The organism is Flavobacterium sp. UBA6195, assembly GCF_002422095.1.
In the GTDB taxonomy this organism is placed as follows: Bacteria; Bacteroidota; Bacteroidia; order Flavobacteriales; family Flavobacteriaceae; genus Flavobacterium.
Genome location: NZ_DITB01000025.1, coordinates 1 through 14347 on the forward strand (window position 1 = coordinate 1; position 14347 = coordinate 14347).

15 protein-coding genes are annotated in these 14347 nt (G+C 34.8%); 5 read left to right on the top strand and 10 right to left on the bottom strand.

Annotated elements, in window-relative coordinates; genetic code table 11:
• Nucleotides 1-228 precede the first annotated feature (228 nt).
• The 4 genes from B4I81_RS01865 to B4I81_RS01880 all read right to left on the bottom strand — a co-directional run bounded on the left by B4I81_RS01865 (nt 229) and on the right by B4I81_RS01880 (nt 3956).
• Complete coding sequence (locus tag B4I81_RS01865) at nt 229-750, bottom strand: hypothetical protein (RefSeq protein WP_291106801.1); 522 nt, start codon at nt 748-750, stop codon at nt 229-231.
• 324 nt (nt 751-1074) lie between these two features.
• Nucleotides 1075-2484 (bottom strand): MBL fold metallo-hydrolase, encoded by a 1410-nt coding sequence (locus B4I81_RS01870; RefSeq protein WP_291106803.1) that lies wholly within the window; start codon nt 2482-2484, stop codon nt 1075-1077.
• Between the two features lie 63 nt (nt 2485-2547).
• On the bottom strand, nt 2548-3324 hold the full coding sequence (locus tag B4I81_RS01875; RefSeq protein WP_291106805.1) for a sulfite exporter TauE/SafE family protein: 777 nt from the start codon (nt 3322-3324) through the stop codon (nt 2548-2550).
• Complete coding sequence (locus B4I81_RS01880; protein ID WP_291106806.1) at nt 3324-3956, bottom strand: Crp/Fnr family transcriptional regulator; 633 nt, start codon at nt 3954-3956, stop codon at nt 3324-3326. The genes B4I81_RS01875 and B4I81_RS01880 overlap by 1 nt, the downstream gene beginning before the upstream one ends.
• An 83-nt stretch (nt 3957-4039) precedes the next feature.
• Here B4I81_RS01880 and B4I81_RS01885 point away from each other — a divergent pair, with 83 nt between their 5' ends.
• Both B4I81_RS01885 and B4I81_RS01890 read left to right on the top strand, forming a co-directional pair.
• On the top strand, nt 4040-4603 hold the full coding sequence (locus tag B4I81_RS01885; RefSeq protein ID WP_291106808.1) for a hypothetical protein: 564 nt from the start codon (nt 4040-4042) through the stop codon (nt 4601-4603).
• A gap of 6 nt (nt 4604-4609) precedes the next feature.
• Nucleotides 4610-4828 (top strand): hypothetical protein, encoded by a 219-nt coding sequence (locus B4I81_RS01890; RefSeq protein WP_291106810.1) that lies wholly within the window; start codon nt 4610-4612, stop codon nt 4826-4828.
• 14 nt (nt 4829-4842) lie between these two features.
• Here B4I81_RS01890 and mnmE read toward each other — a convergent pair whose 3' ends face one another.
• The 6 genes from mnmE to B4I81_RS01920 all read right to left on the bottom strand — a co-directional run bounded on the left by mnmE (nt 4843) and on the right by B4I81_RS01920 (nt 11304).
• Complete coding sequence (mnmE, locus tag B4I81_RS01895) at nt 4843-6243, bottom strand: tRNA uridine-5-carboxymethylaminomethyl(34) synthesis GTPase MnmE (RefSeq protein ID WP_291106812.1); 1401 nt, start codon at nt 6241-6243, stop codon at nt 4843-4845.
• Between the two features lie 271 nt (nt 6244-6514).
• Nucleotides 6515-7633: a DNA polymerase III subunit beta gene (gene dnaN, locus B4I81_RS01900; RefSeq protein WP_291106814.1), complete on the bottom strand. Its 1119-nt coding sequence runs from the start codon at nt 7631-7633 to the stop codon at nt 6515-6517.
• 88 nt (nt 7634-7721) lie between these two features.
• Nucleotides 7722-9404 carry a gliding motility-associated ABC transporter substrate-binding protein GldG gene (gldG, locus tag B4I81_RS01905; protein ID WP_414655075.1) on the bottom strand — a complete coding sequence of 561 codons (1683 nt, stop codon included), beginning with the start codon at nt 9402-9404 and terminating at the stop codon, nt 7722-7724.
• Nucleotides 9404-10129, bottom strand: a complete 726-nt coding sequence (gene gldF / locus B4I81_RS01910; RefSeq protein WP_291106818.1) for a gliding motility-associated ABC transporter permease subunit GldF — start codon at nt 10127-10129, stop codon at nt 9404-9406. Before gldF ends, gldG begins: the two co-directional genes overlap by 1 nt.
• A gap of 46 nt (nt 10130-10175) precedes the next feature.
• Entirely contained in the window at nt 10176-10472 is a 297-nt protein-coding gene (locus B4I81_RS01915) for a putative quinol monooxygenase (protein WP_194096354.1), read from the bottom strand.
• A gap of 4 nt (nt 10473-10476) precedes the next feature.
• The gene (locus B4I81_RS01920; RefSeq protein ID WP_291106821.1) at nt 10477-11304 is read right to left on the bottom strand and encodes an SAM hydrolase/SAM-dependent halogenase family protein; all 828 of its coding nucleotides are present in this window, start codon (nt 11302-11304) and stop codon (nt 10477-10479) included.
• A gap of 106 nt (nt 11305-11410) precedes the next feature.
• Between B4I81_RS01920 and B4I81_RS01925 the strand changes: the two genes are divergently transcribed.
• The 3 genes from B4I81_RS01925 (at nt 11411) to B4I81_RS01935 (ending at nt 14230) form a co-directional block, all read left to right on the top strand.
• A complete protein-coding gene (locus tag B4I81_RS01925; protein WP_231843481.1) occupies nt 11411-12364 on the top strand; it encodes a PhoH family protein in 954 nt (317 codons plus the stop codon).
• Between the two features lie 23 nt (nt 12365-12387).
• Nucleotides 12388-13194: a KilA-N domain-containing protein gene (locus B4I81_RS01930; RefSeq protein WP_291106824.1), complete on the top strand. Its 807-nt coding sequence runs from the start codon at nt 12388-12390 to the stop codon at nt 13192-13194.
• A gap of 85 nt (nt 13195-13279) precedes the next feature.
• Nucleotides 13280-14230, top strand: coding sequence for a phosphoribosylaminoimidazolesuccinocarboxamide synthase (locus B4I81_RS01935; protein WP_291106826.1), 951 nt, complete (start codon nt 13280-13282; stop codon nt 14228-14230).
• Nucleotides 14231-14347 lie beyond the last annotated feature (117 nt).

Below are 14347 nucleotides of genomic sequence, written 5' to 3' on the forward strand. Positions count from 1 at the left end.
TATGTCGCCGCCTTTCTTTTGAAAAGCCCTATCAGTAATGATAGGGCTTTTTTGTTACCAATATAGCGTCTCTACGAGACTAAAAAACCACCTCATAATGGTGGTTTTGTTGTTTTTATACTTCATGAAAGGCTAACGCGAGCGTCTCGCTCGTGGATTTCGTTTGTTTTGTGAGCACGAGCGGGACGCTCGCGCTAGCGGAAGGTTAGATTTGAAATATTATCTAAACTATCTATTATTCATTCCAAACAAAATTTCATAGTTATTTTTAAGATAATCTTTAGAGCTGGTAATTTTTGCAGATTTTCCAAATCTTTCTTCAATTGTACTTAAAGCATCTTTATAACCGAGCTCATAAGATTTAAGAAGATAATAATTAGCATATATATTATTAACCTTATTTTTTTCAGTTATATTATCTGTCATCAATATAGAATAACTTGTATAAAACGCATAACTATATTCATAAGTATTAGCCATAAACATTGAATAATAAAAAAATTCATTTTCATATCCACTATTATAATAAATTTCTTTTAATTTCTGAAAAGCTATTGTATCACCTTCTCTTCTAATTTTACCTTTTAAGCTATCCATTTCTACAATATTTAAAAATTTTTCAAAATAAACATCATGTGTACTTATTCCCGAAAGATTATTTTGCTTAATTTCTTTTCTATTTTCTTCTAATCGCTCATTACAAGAAAATAAACAAATCACGAAGAAAGCAAATGCTAGATTTTTTCTCATTTTTTTCTTTTTATATATGTTGAATACAATTCTCTTTTAAATACTACACCATTTTTCATAGTAAAACAATATATCCTCCGATATCGCGGATTTAAAATCCGTGACCACAATGAACTATAAAACAAATTTAGAATAATTTTCCAATGAATTTCAACTGAAAACCAATTCTGCGTTAGGGATAGTAGCAGTTGTTTGAGCTCTTAATTGTTTGCTTTCGAGAACCTCAGGCAACCAATTAAAGCGAGTGCGGATAGCCAGACCCTTGGGGAACGCCCATAAAAAAATCCGACTCTTGTGAAGTCGGATAAGATATTTTAAACTATTTTATTTCAGCGTACTAGGGCAAACGTAAGCCGTTAAAGGGACATCGGTCATTCTGATGCCTGCCATTCCTTTTTCTACGTTAATCATGTTGTGGTAACCTCTTGCTTTTAAGATTGACGACATAATTACCGAACGATAACCTCCCGCGCAATGGATGAAGAATTTTTCATCTTTTGGAACTTCGGCTAATTGCTCGTTAACGTAATCTAATGGGATGTTTTTAGCATTTACAACGTGTTCGGCTGTAAATTCTCCTGGTTTTCTTGAGTCGATAACTGGAGATGTTTGGTATTGTGCTGCAAAAACTTCTGGTGAAATCGATTCAATGCTATCTGTTTCGTAACCTGCAGCTTTCCATGCTTCTATGCCTCCTAATAAGAAGCCTAAAGTATTATCAAATCCTACACGAGATAATCTTGTGATGGTTTCTACTTCTTTCCCTTCTGGTGTAATTAATAAAATAGGTTGTTTGGTATCTCTAATTAATGCGCCAACCCATGGAGCAAATTGCCCATGTAATCCAATGAAAATAGAACCTGGTAAATGTTCTTTTACGAAATCATTCTCGTTTCGAACATCTAAAATTAAAGCATCTGTTTGATTTGCAACGGCTTCAAATTCTTTTGGATGTAAAGGCGTTTCTGCTTTTGACATTACGGCATCCAAACTTTCATACCCTTGAATGTTCATCAATACATTTTGTGGGAAATAAGCTGGTGGAGGCGTTAATCCATCTAATAATTCTTTGATGAATTCCTCTTTCGTCATATCGGCTCTTAAAGCGTAATTGACTTTCTTTTGATTACCTAAAGTATCGGTGGTTTCTTTACTCATATTTTTTCCACAAGCACTTCCAGCACCGTGATTTGGATATACAATTAAATCATCACTCAATGGCATAATTTTATTGCGCAACGAATCAAATAAATGACCCGCTAATATTTCTTGGGTTAAATCTTCTACCAATTCTTGTGCTAAATCAGGACGACCAACATCACCAATAAATAATGTATCTCCCGTAATAATTCCGTGTTGTTTTCCAGTTCCATCAGTAACCAAATAACATGTACTTTCTAAAGTGTGACCTGGTGTGTGAATGGCTTTAATCGTAACTTCACCCACTTTAAACTCTTGTCCGTCAGTGGCAACAATGCATTCAAAATTAGGTTTTGCAGTGGGACCATAAACAATTGAAGCTCCTGTTTTCTTAGCCAAATCTAAATGTCCTGAAACGAAATCAGCATGGAAATGCGTTTCGAAAATGTATTTGATTTTAGCGTTGTCTTTATTGGCTTTTTCGATATAAGGTTGTACTTCTCTCAATGGATCAACAATGGCTGCTTCTCCATTGCTTTCAATGTAATACGCTGCGTGAGCAATGCATCCAGTATATATTTGTTCAATTTTCATAATATCTTATTTTTTTGCAAATTTACATTCTAAATTTTACTTCTTCTGTACTCAAAGTTACATTTACATTTCTTTTAACAAGATAATGGCAGCCATTACCAATACAAAGTAAGCAAAAATCTTCTTCAATTGGCTTTCATTCGTGTATTTTGTGAGGTACATTCCTAAAAATATTCCCGCTACCGAAATAGCCGAAAACGTTAACAAAAACAGCCAATCGATTTCTAAATTCTGCACATCATCCATAAATCCTACCAATGAGTTCATGGCGATAATGAATAAGGAAGTGCCAACGGCTTTTCGCATCGGTAATTTGGCAAATAAAATCAATGATGGAATAATTAAAAATCCGCCACCGGCTCCAACTAATCCAATGATGATTCCAATGGTAAAGGTTTGAATTCCGATAAGAATAAGATTCCTTTTTTCTTTGCTATTGGTGTTTTGACTTTTCTTTTTTAAAACTGAAAGTGCTCCAAATACCATAATCACAGCGAAAAACAACATCAAGAATGTTTCTTTTGTGATGAGAATAGGTGATTCTATAATTATTTCAGGAATTCTCTGAACAATAATTTTTCGGGTTAAGTAAACTGCTATGAAAGACGGAATGGCAAAGATGAATCCGTTTTTAATGTCAACTAAGTTTTTTCGGTAGTTTTGAATCGCGCCAAAAGTAGATGTCGTTCCAACAATAAACAACGAATAAGCGGTTGCTGTAACGGGATTTATGCTCATTAAATACACTAAAATCGGAACGGTTAAAATAGAGCCACCACCGCCTGTTAGTCCTAATACTAATCCGATGAACAAAGCACCAATATAGCCTAAAATCTCCATTAGAATTGAAGGATTTCGATTTTATTTCGGTGTAATTTGATTTTGCCTTGTAATTCTAACGCTTTCAACAAACGTGAAATTACAACTCTCGATGTATGCATTTCGTAAGCGATTTCTTGATGCGTATTTTTGATTTCGGTATCGCCAATAACTTTTGCTTTATCCGTTAAATATTTGTACAAACGTTCGTCTAAATTCATGAAAGCCAAGGTGTCAATCGCTTCTAACATTTCGTTTAAACGCACATTATAGCTGTCAAAAACGAAGTTTCGCCACGTTTTGTATTTGGTCAACCATTCTTCCATTTTTTCTACAGGAATCATTAACATGGCGCCATCCGTTTCGGCAATAGCTCGAATGCGACTTTTCGATTGTCCCATGCAACACGTTAAAGTCATGGCACACGTATCGCCACGTTCTAGGAAATAGAGTAACAATTCATCACCATTTTCATCTTCTCGTAATATTTTTATCGCGCCAGTCAATAAAAGTGGCATCGTTTTGATGTAATCCCCAATCTCAATTAGGTAATCATCGGCTTTAAATTCCTTATAAACCGCTACTTTTGCGATTTCATCTAATAAAGCTTCTTCAAAAATATAACCGTAAGCTTGTTCTAAAATGTCTCTCATTCGTACTCCTTTTTTGTAAAGATACAACGATTCTTTAAAAATCAAATGTTACTTTTGTTACAAAGAAATCGAATAGACACTTTATGACTCAAAAAAAATACAATAAAAACAATTTTCATAAACACACTTTTTGTGAGTTTGCCGAAGTCGATGCGACTACGATTTCAAATATCGAGTGGCATTACAAAAGTAAATCGGGAAGTGGGTATTGTTTTACGGAGCAAGGTGTTTATCGTATTTCGAATCATTGGGGAAGAGCTGCAAATTGCAGATGGCGTTTGATTTCAAATTCAAGGACAAATTCAAGTTCAAAAATCAATAATAGTCAGCATCGCATTGGTTTTGCCAAATGGACGGATTTCTATCCGAATAATGAAACTGAAAATCTATTTTATATAGAAGTGAATTTCGAAACTAAAGAAGCAACTTTCCAACACAAGAATAATCCTAATTTTGATGGAAAAGCTGTTTTACGAAATGCTTCCGAAACGGCAAAAGTCATCCGGCAAGTAAAAGAAATTTTAGAATCGAATACATGGGCGAAATATTTGGATGTTTCTGATTTAGAAATGGTAAGAAACGAAATTATTCATAATTTAATCACTACCAATATCCCTTTACCAACGATTAAAAAAACGTTTTATTAAAGAACTATGGAAAATCAATTTGACGCAATTAAAAAAGACATTCAATCTATCATCGATCATATGGCGATTAAGAATTTTTCAGAAGCTAGTCTTCAATTAGTTCAAGTTAGCGATGTTTTAGATGAAATGATTGATGGTACAGAAGACGAAGTGGTTTTGAGAGAAATTAGCAAGTACCAAGTTTTATTGAATCATTTGCAGATTAAAATGAGTGGTGTGAAGTGAAAGTTCTAAATACATTACTTTCCGATACAGAAATTCGCAAAAATATTTCCAAGCAACTCGTCATTTGTAACTTCGCCTGTAATCTCACCAAAGTAATGCAACGCAGAGCGAATATCAATCGCCATCAAATCAGAAGAAAGTCCTGAGTCTAATCCCCATTTCACTTTTTGGACCTCTTCTAAAGCTTTTAATAAAGAGTCGTAATGACGCGTGTTGGTTACGATTGTTTCATTGTTTCTTAGTGCGCCAGTATTTACTAAAGAAAGTAATTCTTCTTTTAATGTATCGATACCTGATTTTTCTTTAGCTGAAATAGTTGCCAATTTAACATTCAATTCTTTTAATTGTTGGCGAATTTGATTCACTTCTGACTCCGAAATTAAATCGATTTTATTGACTACAACTATAAGTTGTTTTAATGGGTATTTATTTTTTATTTTTTCAATTTCGGTAATGTATTGCGAACCTGAAACTTGAAACTTCGAACTTTCAAACAAATAAATCACTACTTGCGCTTGCTCAATCTTCTCAAATGTCTTCTGAATCCCGATGCTTTCCACTACATCTTTCGTTTCACGAATTCCTGCCGTATCAATAAATCGAAAACCAATGCCGTTGATAACCAATTCATCTTCAATCGTATCACGAGTTGTTCCCGCAATGTCAGAAACAATGGCACGTTCTTCATTCAATAAAGCATTTAATAAAGTCGATTTCCCAACATTTGGTTCGCCCACAATCGCAACTGGAATACCGTTTTTAATAACATTTCCAACGGCAAACGAATCAATCAAACGTTTTAAAACGAATTCAATGCGCTCTAATAATTCATGAAATTGGGTTCTATCGGCAAATTCCACATCTTCTTCGGCAAAGTCTAACTCCAATTCGATTAATGAAGCAAAATTCAATAATTCTTCACGTAGTTTGGCAATCTCATTGCTGAAACCGCCACGCATTTGTTGCATCGCAATTTGGTGCGATGCTTCATTATCCGAAGCAATTAAATCAGCCACAGCTTCGGCTTGCGATAAGTCTAATTTCCCGTTTAAAAAAGCACGTAAGGTAAATTCACCTGCCTGAGCCATTTTAGCGCCTCTACGAAGTAATAATTGGATGATTTGTTGTTGAATAAAAGTAGAACCATGACACGAAATTTCAATCACGTTTTCCCCTGTGTACGAATTCGGACCTTTGAAAATCGAAAGTAACACTTGGTCGTACACTTTTCCATTATCCACAATATGTCCCAAATGAATCGTATGAGTTTTCTGTTTCGTAATATCTTTCCCTGAAACCGATTGAAATACGTCAGCGGCTATCTTAATAGCATCTTTACCAGATAATCGAATAATAGCAATCGCACCCGCTCCAGACGGTGTAGCTAATGCAACTATGGTTTCTTGTGGAATCATGTTCTAAATTTAGTTTACAAAGATAATTCAAAGTCAGAAGTTAGAAGTTAGAAGTTGAAAGTTTTTTTAGTTACACAAAGTCCCGCAAAGTTTAGCACGAAGTTACACTAAGTTTTTCTTTGCGTTCTTTGCGAAAAAGCTTTGTGTTCTTTGCGTTTAAATTTATTCTAAAAATTAAAAAACCACTAAAGCCAAAGCCAAGTGGTTTTTAAGTTAGTTAAGGTTGGTAATAAGATTCTCAGTTAAAACTGTAAAATCAAATATTTTTGAATTAGTTGCTCAACATTACTGGCATTACTAGCATCGTAACGGTTTCGCCTTCGTCTAAGCCGTCTACTGGAGTTAAAATTCCAGCTCTATTTGGCATCGACATTTCTAATTGGATTTCATCACTTGATAAATTATTCAACATTTCCGTTAAGAAACGTGAGTTGAAACCAATTTGCATATCGTCTCCTTGATAATCACAAGTCAAACGCTCGTCTGCTTTGTTAGAGTAGTCGATATCTTCTGCTGATATATTCAATTCGGTTCCTGCAATTTTTAAACGGATTTGGTGCGTAGTTTTGTTAGCAAAAATAGCCACACGACGAACCGAGTTTAAAAACTGAACTCTGTTGATTAATAATTTGTTTGGATTTTCTTTTGGAATAACCGCTTCGTAGTTTGGATATTTTCCATCGATTAAACGACAAGTCAATACATAATTCTCAAAAGAGAACGTTGCATTAGAATCGTTGTATTCGATAGCTACTTCAGCGTCAGATGCTGCTAAAATTCCTTTTAAAATGTTTAAAGGTTTTTTTGGCATAATAAAATCAGCTACTTGAGATGCTTTTACATCGGCACGAGCATATTTTACTAATTTGTGAGCGTCTGTTGCTACAAAAATTAATCCTTCAGGTGAAAATTGGAAGAAAACACCACTCATTACAGGGCGTAAATCATCATTTCCAGCAGCGAAAATCGTTTTACTTACTGCAGTTGCTAATACTTCAGCAGGAACTAATGTTTTTGAAGGATCATCTAAAACTACAGCTTTAGGGAATTCTTCTCCTGGAGCGTAAGCAATCGCATATTTACCCGAGTTTGAGCTAATTTCTACGGTCGAATTGTCTTCAACAGTAAACGTTAACGGTTGCTCTGGGAAGGTTTTTAAGATATCTAATAAAAGTTTAGCCGGAATAGCAACACTTCCTTGACTTGTAGAATCAATTTCTAACGTAGCTGTCATGGTAGTTTCTAAATCAGAAGCTGAAACTTTTAATTGGTTGTTGTCTAATTCAAAAAGGAAATTATCAAGAATAGGTAAGGTGTTACTACTGTTGATAACACTTCCTAAAACTTGTAATTGTTTTAATAAATACGAACTCGATACTATAAACTTCATCATCTTGTTTTTTAAAATCGTGATTTGATTTTATATTTCACAAATATATTCTAATTCTGTTCAACCGCAAAAACAATTTTATTAACAACTAGCGGCTGTATTTTCTTTTACGTAGGAATGTAAATAAAAATCCAAAGATAGCTAAAATAACTATTGGTAATCCGACAGTTACCATTTGGGCGGTTGTGTAATTTTTATATACCTCTTCTTTGTTTAAAAGGGGTAAATCTACATCTTTACTTCGGATGTTAATAAGTCCGTTGTCGTCTAAAAGGTAATTTACACAGTTCATTAAGAATTCTTTGTTTCCGTAAAGCTGATTTGTCCACTTATCGAACCCTAATTCTAGTGGTACGCCTTTGTCCAATTGATTTTTAATCACATCACCATCGGAAATCACAATCATCTTGTTTTCTTTTCCAGTGGCTTGGAACGAATTGTCTTTGAAAGGTAATACTCGATTTTGGTAAGCCGATTTGAATTTTCCTTCCATCAAAACCGCTACTGGAAGCAATCCTTTACCTTCATATTCTTCAGGAGTGGTTTCTTCAGTCACCATGTCTAATGAAATCGGACTTGGTGTTCCAACGGTTTTAGAATATTCTGACGAACTCAATAGAACGGTTTTCTTGATATCGTTTTTCAGGATTTCGATTGGAGAAGCAAATTCAAACTTAATCCCTTCCATGTTTTTCACAATTGGATTCGTTGAAGTTGGATAAATAAACGGTGCGAATTTCCAAGTGTATTCTTGCATTTGGGTTTCGCTTCCTTGATTTCCTGATGCTAATTTAATTGGCGTAGCATATTCGTCTTTTACCAATAACGGATTGATACGGATTCCGTATTTGAAGAACATATCGGTTAAGTTCAACTCGCGTTGTGCGGCTAAAATCGTACCGGTTTCGTTGTACAAACTGTCCATATCCGCTGAAACGGCATCAACTAACCACAAGGTTTTTCCACCGTTCATGATGAATTGGTCTAATACTTGTTTTTCTTCTTCTGTGAAAGCTTCGGTTGGTTTCGCAATTACCGCTAAATCGTATTTTTTTAAAGCTTCTAACGTCTGAGTAGGTTGTTTTGCTACCGAATCCAATGTAAAAGGTCCGATGTAATAACTTTCTTTAACCGTTCTTAAGAAATCGGCCATGAAAGGTTCAATTAACTCGCCATTCCCTTTGATTACGGCAATTTTCTTTTGTTTTTCTTTCGAAATTTTATTGATAGCTTCTGCAAAACCAAATTCCAAATGCTGTACCGAACTAATTACTTTTTGTTCCGTAGAAGCTCCCATTAAGTTTTTCAACAACGCCACTTTCGTGAATTTATCACCATACGTCGCTTGTGCCCAAGGGAAAACCACTTCTTGCGATTGTTTACCTTTGTCTTCCACGGTGATGCTAAGCGGTTGCATGCCTTTTGCATAGAATTCTTTCATTTTTTCAACTCGCGTTTCCTCTTTTTCAATCGGATTTTTGAAGTTGAAAATAATGTTCGAATTATAAGCCGTGAATTCTTCTAAAAGTTGTTTGGTTTCGTTTTGTAAACGTTTGAATTCTGGTGGAAAATTTCCTTCCAAATACACTTCAATGTATAACGGACTATCTACACTTTCAATAATGTTTAAAGTGGTTTGCGATAAGGTATAGCGTTTGTCTTGTGTTAAGTCGAAACGTTTGAAAAAGAAGTTGCTTATTAAATTGATAACGATAATCGCTAAAAATACAATTCCTAATTGCTTTAAAGCTTTTGATTTGTTGGCCGCCATTACCATTTCAATGATTTAAGTTGATAAACCGTTGCCGATAAAAATAAAAACGTCACACTCACAAAGTACACAATATCACGTGTATCTAATACACCGCGACTCATACTTTTAAAGTGATAATCCATTCCTAAAGCAGCAAACATCGAACTGTAATTTCCAAGGAACGACGCAATGCCATCAAACCCAAAATAGAAAAAGAAACAACAAAAAACCGCAATTATAAATGCCACAATTTGGTTATCTGATAAAGTAGAAGCAAAAATTCCAATTGCCGTGTAAGACGCAATTAAGAACAACAATCCGAAATACGAACCAAGTGTACTTCCCATATCAATATTACCTTGCGGATTTCCAAAATGCGAAATTGTCAACACATAAATGATCGTTGGAACAATCGCTAAGATGATTAACACCAAAGCGCCTAAGAATTTTCCGTTTACGATGTCCCAATTTGAAAGCGGTTTGGTAAACAATAACTCTATCGTTCCTTGTTTTTTCTCATCCGAAAAACTGCGCATGGTTACGGCAGGAATTAAGAAAATCAAAATCCATGGTGCCAATTTGAAAAACGGACTCATATCGGCAAAACCCGAGTTTAAAATATTGAATTCGCCTTCAAAAACCCAAAGAAATAATCCGTTGAGTAAAAGAAAAATCCCGATGACTAAATATCCAATCGGTGAACCAAAAAAGGATTTTATTTCTCGTAATAATAATGCTTTCATTTATTTTTTCTTGTTTATAAGTTTAAACGTTTAAGAGTTTAAAAGATTATTCTAAAGTTACTAATCTGTCTACACTCCACGCCTCTGGTTTATCGCTAAACAAAGTCTTAGTGTATGTCCAAACGCCATCAAACAAAGCTGATTTTCTGTAGTTTTCTAACGCTTCTTCGTTTTCCCAATAACTATAGGTAAAGAAAATACGTTTGTCATTTTTGTCTTGATACAATTCTAAGAAACGGTTTCCTTCGAAGTTTCGTATGTGGTGTTTCACTTCTTCAAAATTATTTAAAAAAGCTTCGATTTTATCTTCGTGAAAACGCATTTTTACAATTCTTATGAACATATTTTTATTTGAATTTAATGGATACCGTATCTCTAAAATGCAATCCTAATAAGGTGGCTGCCGAACCTACCGTTTTTGGATTACTCTTATATATGGCAATTTCTAAATAGCCGTTTTCATTGAATAACGCTAAGAAATCACCTTCTAAGTCTTTCAATTGTTTCACATCAGAAACTTGAAAATCCGAGTAGCTTTTGTGCAAACGACTGAACTTCTTGTTTTTGATTACGATTTCGAACTTTCGACCTCTAATCGTATCGTTAAATTGTTTATGCGAAATATTAGTAACGCAATTTCCAAACGAATCGATATATACAATTTGACCTTTAATTTCGCTTAAATCATCGGTAATTGATGAAGTTAAAACACTTACAGGTTTCAACGATGGGATTTCTTTACCAATCACATTTAATAAACCACCTCGTGCAATATGACAGGCAACCGCTACGAAAACATCCATATCGCTAACATCTGTATTCAATCGGTCGTGGATGGTAATGGCTACGATTTTCTGTGGAATTTTCTTCTGAATTAAGGTATTTAAAATTCCGTTATCGGCACAAATAAAATAATGATCGTCCCATTGCATCGCAATATGTTGGGTATCGCCCACACGTTCACTATCCACACCAATAATGTGAATCGTGCCCTTTGGAAAGTTATGATAAGCAGCTTCAATACAGTAACTCGCTTCTAAGGTATTGAATAAGTCAATCTCGTGCGAAATGTCTACAATAACCGCTTCTTTGTGTTCCGACAATATTTTTCCTTTCAAAGCGCCTACGAAGTAGTCTTTGTGTCCAAAGTCGGTAGTTAAAGTAATTATTGACATTTTTTTGTTTATAACTTATTTGAAATTCAACAGTAGTTTTTAGTAAATTTGATTGCAAAGCTACTACAAATTTAGCGTTTCAAAAATAATTAAAAAAAGAAAGCCTTTGAACGAAAGAATCATTGAATTAGTCGACATTGCTCCAAAAGAATTTTGGGGTGCGCAAGATGCTCATCTTGAAACTATTAAGAAGTATTATCCAAAACTTAAAATCGTAGCACGAGGAACTACTCTTAAAGCGTTTGGTGAGCCAGAAATCTTGGATGAGTTTGAAAATCGCTTCAAAAGATTAATGCATCATTTTACGCGTTACAACAGTATTGATGATAATGTTATTTTGAGGGTTTTAGAAACGAGTCATCAACATGATGCCGAACACATGCACGATCGCGATAAGATTTTAGTGCATGGTGTAGGAGGAAAGTTAATCAAAGCCATGACGCCTAACCAACAAAAATTGGTGGATTATGTACATAAAAACGACATGGTTTTCGCTATCGGTCCAGCCGGAACAGGAAAAACGTATACCGGAGTTGCCATGGCAGTAAAAGCATTAAAAGAAAAACAAGTCAAGCGAATCATATTAACGCGTCCAGCTGTGGAAGCAGGCGAGAACTTAGGGTTTCTTCCGGGCGACATGAAGGAAAAGTTAGATCCTTACATGCAACCTTTATATGATGCGTTGCGCGATATGTTACCACCACAAACTTTAGAAGATTATATCTTAAAAGGGATTATTCAAATTGCTCCTTTAGCTTTTATGCGTGGGCGAACGTTAGATAATGCCTTTGTAATTTTAGACGAAGCGCAAAACACCACGCATTCCCAAATGAAAATGTTCTTAACGCGTATGGGGAAAAACGCCAAATTCATCATCACGGGCGACCCAGGTCAGGTAGATTTACCAAGACGAACGATTTCAGGATTGAAAGAAGCTATTTTGGTTTTGAAAGATGTTGAAGGCATCGGAATCATTTACTTAGACGACAAAGATATCGTGCGCCACCGATTGGTTAAGAAAATTATTGATGCGTATAAGAGTATTGAGAATAATGATTAGTTAGTTGTAGTTAGGTTTAATTTATGGCAAAAATAAATGTAAAAGAAACTGAGATAGCAATCATCAATAATAGTGATAATGACTATATTTCAATCACAGATATTGCAAAATATAAAACCGATGACGCATCCGCAGCTATTGGTAATTGGATGCGAAACAGAAATACCATTGAATTTTTAGGTCTTTGGGAAATTATACACAATCCAAATTTTAAACCCCTCGAATTCGAGGGGTTTAAAAAAGAAGCCGGATTAAACGCTTTTACAATGTCACCTCAAAAATGGATTTCATCAACAAATGCGGTTGGATTTATTTCAAAATCAGGTAGATTTGGCGGTACTTATGCTCAAAGAGATATTGCTTTCAAATTTGCGAGTTGGATTTCAGTTGAGTTTGAACTTTATCTTGTTAAAGAATTCCAGCGACTTAAAGAAGAAGAACAAAAACAAATTGGTTGGTCTGCTAAAAGAGAATTAGCTAAAATTAATTATCGAATTCATACCGATGCTATCAAACATAATTTAATCCCACAAGAGCTAACATTACAACAAACCGCTTTAGTTTATGCTAATGAAGCAGATGTCTTGAATGTAGCACTTTTTGGAATAACTGCTAAAGAATGGCGTGAACAAAATCCAGATGTAAAAGGGAATATACGTGATTATGCAACTATTAATGAATTGATTTGTTTGAGTAATATGGAAAATTTAAACGCCGTTTTAATTGATGAAAAAATCCCACAAAAAGAACGATTAATCAAACTTAACCGAATTGCAATTCAGCAAATGAGTATTCTAGAAAATGTTGAAGAGAGAAAATTTTTGAAGTAAAACCAACAAAATATTTAATTTTAATAAACGCTTTTATTAGCGTCTTTTTTTTACTTTTGCACCACACAAACAACAACACAACATAATGAATACAATTACGACTACCCATTTCAATTTTCCAGGTCAAAAATCGGTGTACCGTGGAAAAGTTAGAGAAGTTTACAATATCAATGATGAATTATTAGTGATGGTCGCTACCGACCGTCTTTCTGCATTTGATGTGGTTTTACCAAAAGGAATTCCTTATAAAGGTCAAATCCTTAATCAAATCGCTACGAAGTTCATGGAATTAACTGCTGATATCGTACCCAATTGGTTAGTAGCCACTCCAGATCCAAACGTAGCGGTAGGACATTTATGTGAGCCTTTCAAAGTGGAAATGGTAATTCGTGGGTATTTATCAGGACATGCAGCGCGTGAATATGCAGCAGGAAGAAGAATCCTTTGCGGTGTAGAAATGCCAGAAGGTTTAAAAGAAAACGATAAATTCCCAACACCCATCATCACGCCTACAACGAAAGCAGATAACGGTTCGCACGACGAAGACATTTCGCGCGAAGCTATTTTAGCTAACGGAATTATAACCGAGGAAGATTACTTAGTTTTAGAAAAATACACCAGAGCTTTATACCAAAGAGGAACTGAAATTGCAGCCTCTCGCGGTTTAATCTTAGTTGATACCAAATACGAATTCGGGAAAACAAAAGACGGACAAATTGTATTAATCGACGAAATCCACACGCCAGATTCTTCTCGTTATTTCTACGCAGAAGGCTACCAAGAAAGACAAAACAACAACGAAGAACAAAAACAATTATCAAAAGAGTTTGTACGTCGTTGGTTAATTGAAAACGGATTCCAAGGAAAAGAAGGCCAACAAATTCCGTTTATGTCAGACGAATACATCGAAACAGTTTCTGAACGTTACATTGAGTTATTCGAAAACATCATTGGAGAAAAATTCGTTAAAGCCGATATTTCCAACATCAATGAAAGAATTGAGCAAAACGTTTTGAGTTATTTACAGAATAGATAAGATATAGAAAATCCCGCAAAAGCGGGATTTTTTGTGTTTTTTAGTTTGCCACGCGAAGTAATTTGCGCCTTTACTTTGCAATTAAAAAAATCATTAAATTTATTCAATTTCATAATT

What these genes read in the sequence shown, in the direction of transcription:
- B4I81_RS01865 (WP_291106801.1), bottom strand. Translation starts at nt 750, where the DNA reads ATGAGAAAAAATCTAGCATTTGCTTTCTTCGTGATTTGTTTATTTTCT.
- B4I81_RS01870 (WP_291106803.1), bottom strand. Translation starts at nt 2,484, where the DNA reads ATGAAAATTGAACAAATATATACTGGATGCATTGCTCACGCAGCGTAT.
- B4I81_RS01875 (WP_291106805.1), bottom strand. Translation starts at nt 3,324, where the DNA reads ATGGAGATTTTAGGCTATATTGGTGCTTTGTTCATCGGATTAGTATTA.
- B4I81_RS01880 (WP_291106806.1), bottom strand. Translation starts at nt 3,956, where the DNA reads ATGAGAGACATTTTAGAACAAGCTTACGGTTATATTTTTGAAGAAGCT.
- B4I81_RS01885 (WP_291106808.1), top strand. Translation starts at nt 4,040, where the DNA reads ATGACTCAAAAAAAATACAATAAAAACAATTTTCATAAACACACTTTT.
- B4I81_RS01890 (WP_291106810.1), top strand. Translation starts at nt 4,610, where the DNA reads ATGGAAAATCAATTTGACGCAATTAAAAAAGACATTCAATCTATCATC.
- mnmE (WP_291106812.1), bottom strand. Translation starts at nt 6,243, where the DNA reads ATGATTCCACAAGAAACCATAGTTGCATTAGCTACACCGTCTGGAGCG.
- dnaN (WP_291106814.1), bottom strand. Translation starts at nt 7,633, where the DNA reads ATGAAGTTTATAGTATCGAGTTCGTATTTATTAAAACAATTACAAGTT.
- gldG (WP_414655075.1), bottom strand. Translation starts at nt 9,404, where the DNA reads ATGGCGGCCAACAAATCAAAAGCTTTAAAGCAATTAGGAATTGTATTT.
- gldF (WP_291106818.1), bottom strand. Translation starts at nt 10,129, where the DNA reads ATGAAAGCATTATTATTACGAGAAATAAAATCCTTTTTTGGTTCACCG.
- B4I81_RS01915 (WP_194096354.1), bottom strand. Translation starts at nt 10,472, where the DNA reads ATGTTCATAAGAATTGTAAAAATGCGTTTTCACGAAGATAAAATCGAA.
- B4I81_RS01920 (WP_291106821.1), bottom strand. Translation starts at nt 11,304, where the DNA reads ATGTCAATAATTACTTTAACTACCGACTTTGGACACAAAGACTACTTC.
- B4I81_RS01930 (WP_291106824.1), top strand. Translation starts at nt 12,388, where the DNA reads ATGGCAAAAATAAATGTAAAAGAAACTGAGATAGCAATCATCAATAAT.
- B4I81_RS01935 (WP_291106826.1), top strand. Translation starts at nt 13,280, where the DNA reads ATGAATACAATTACGACTACCCATTTCAATTTTCCAGGTCAAAAATCG.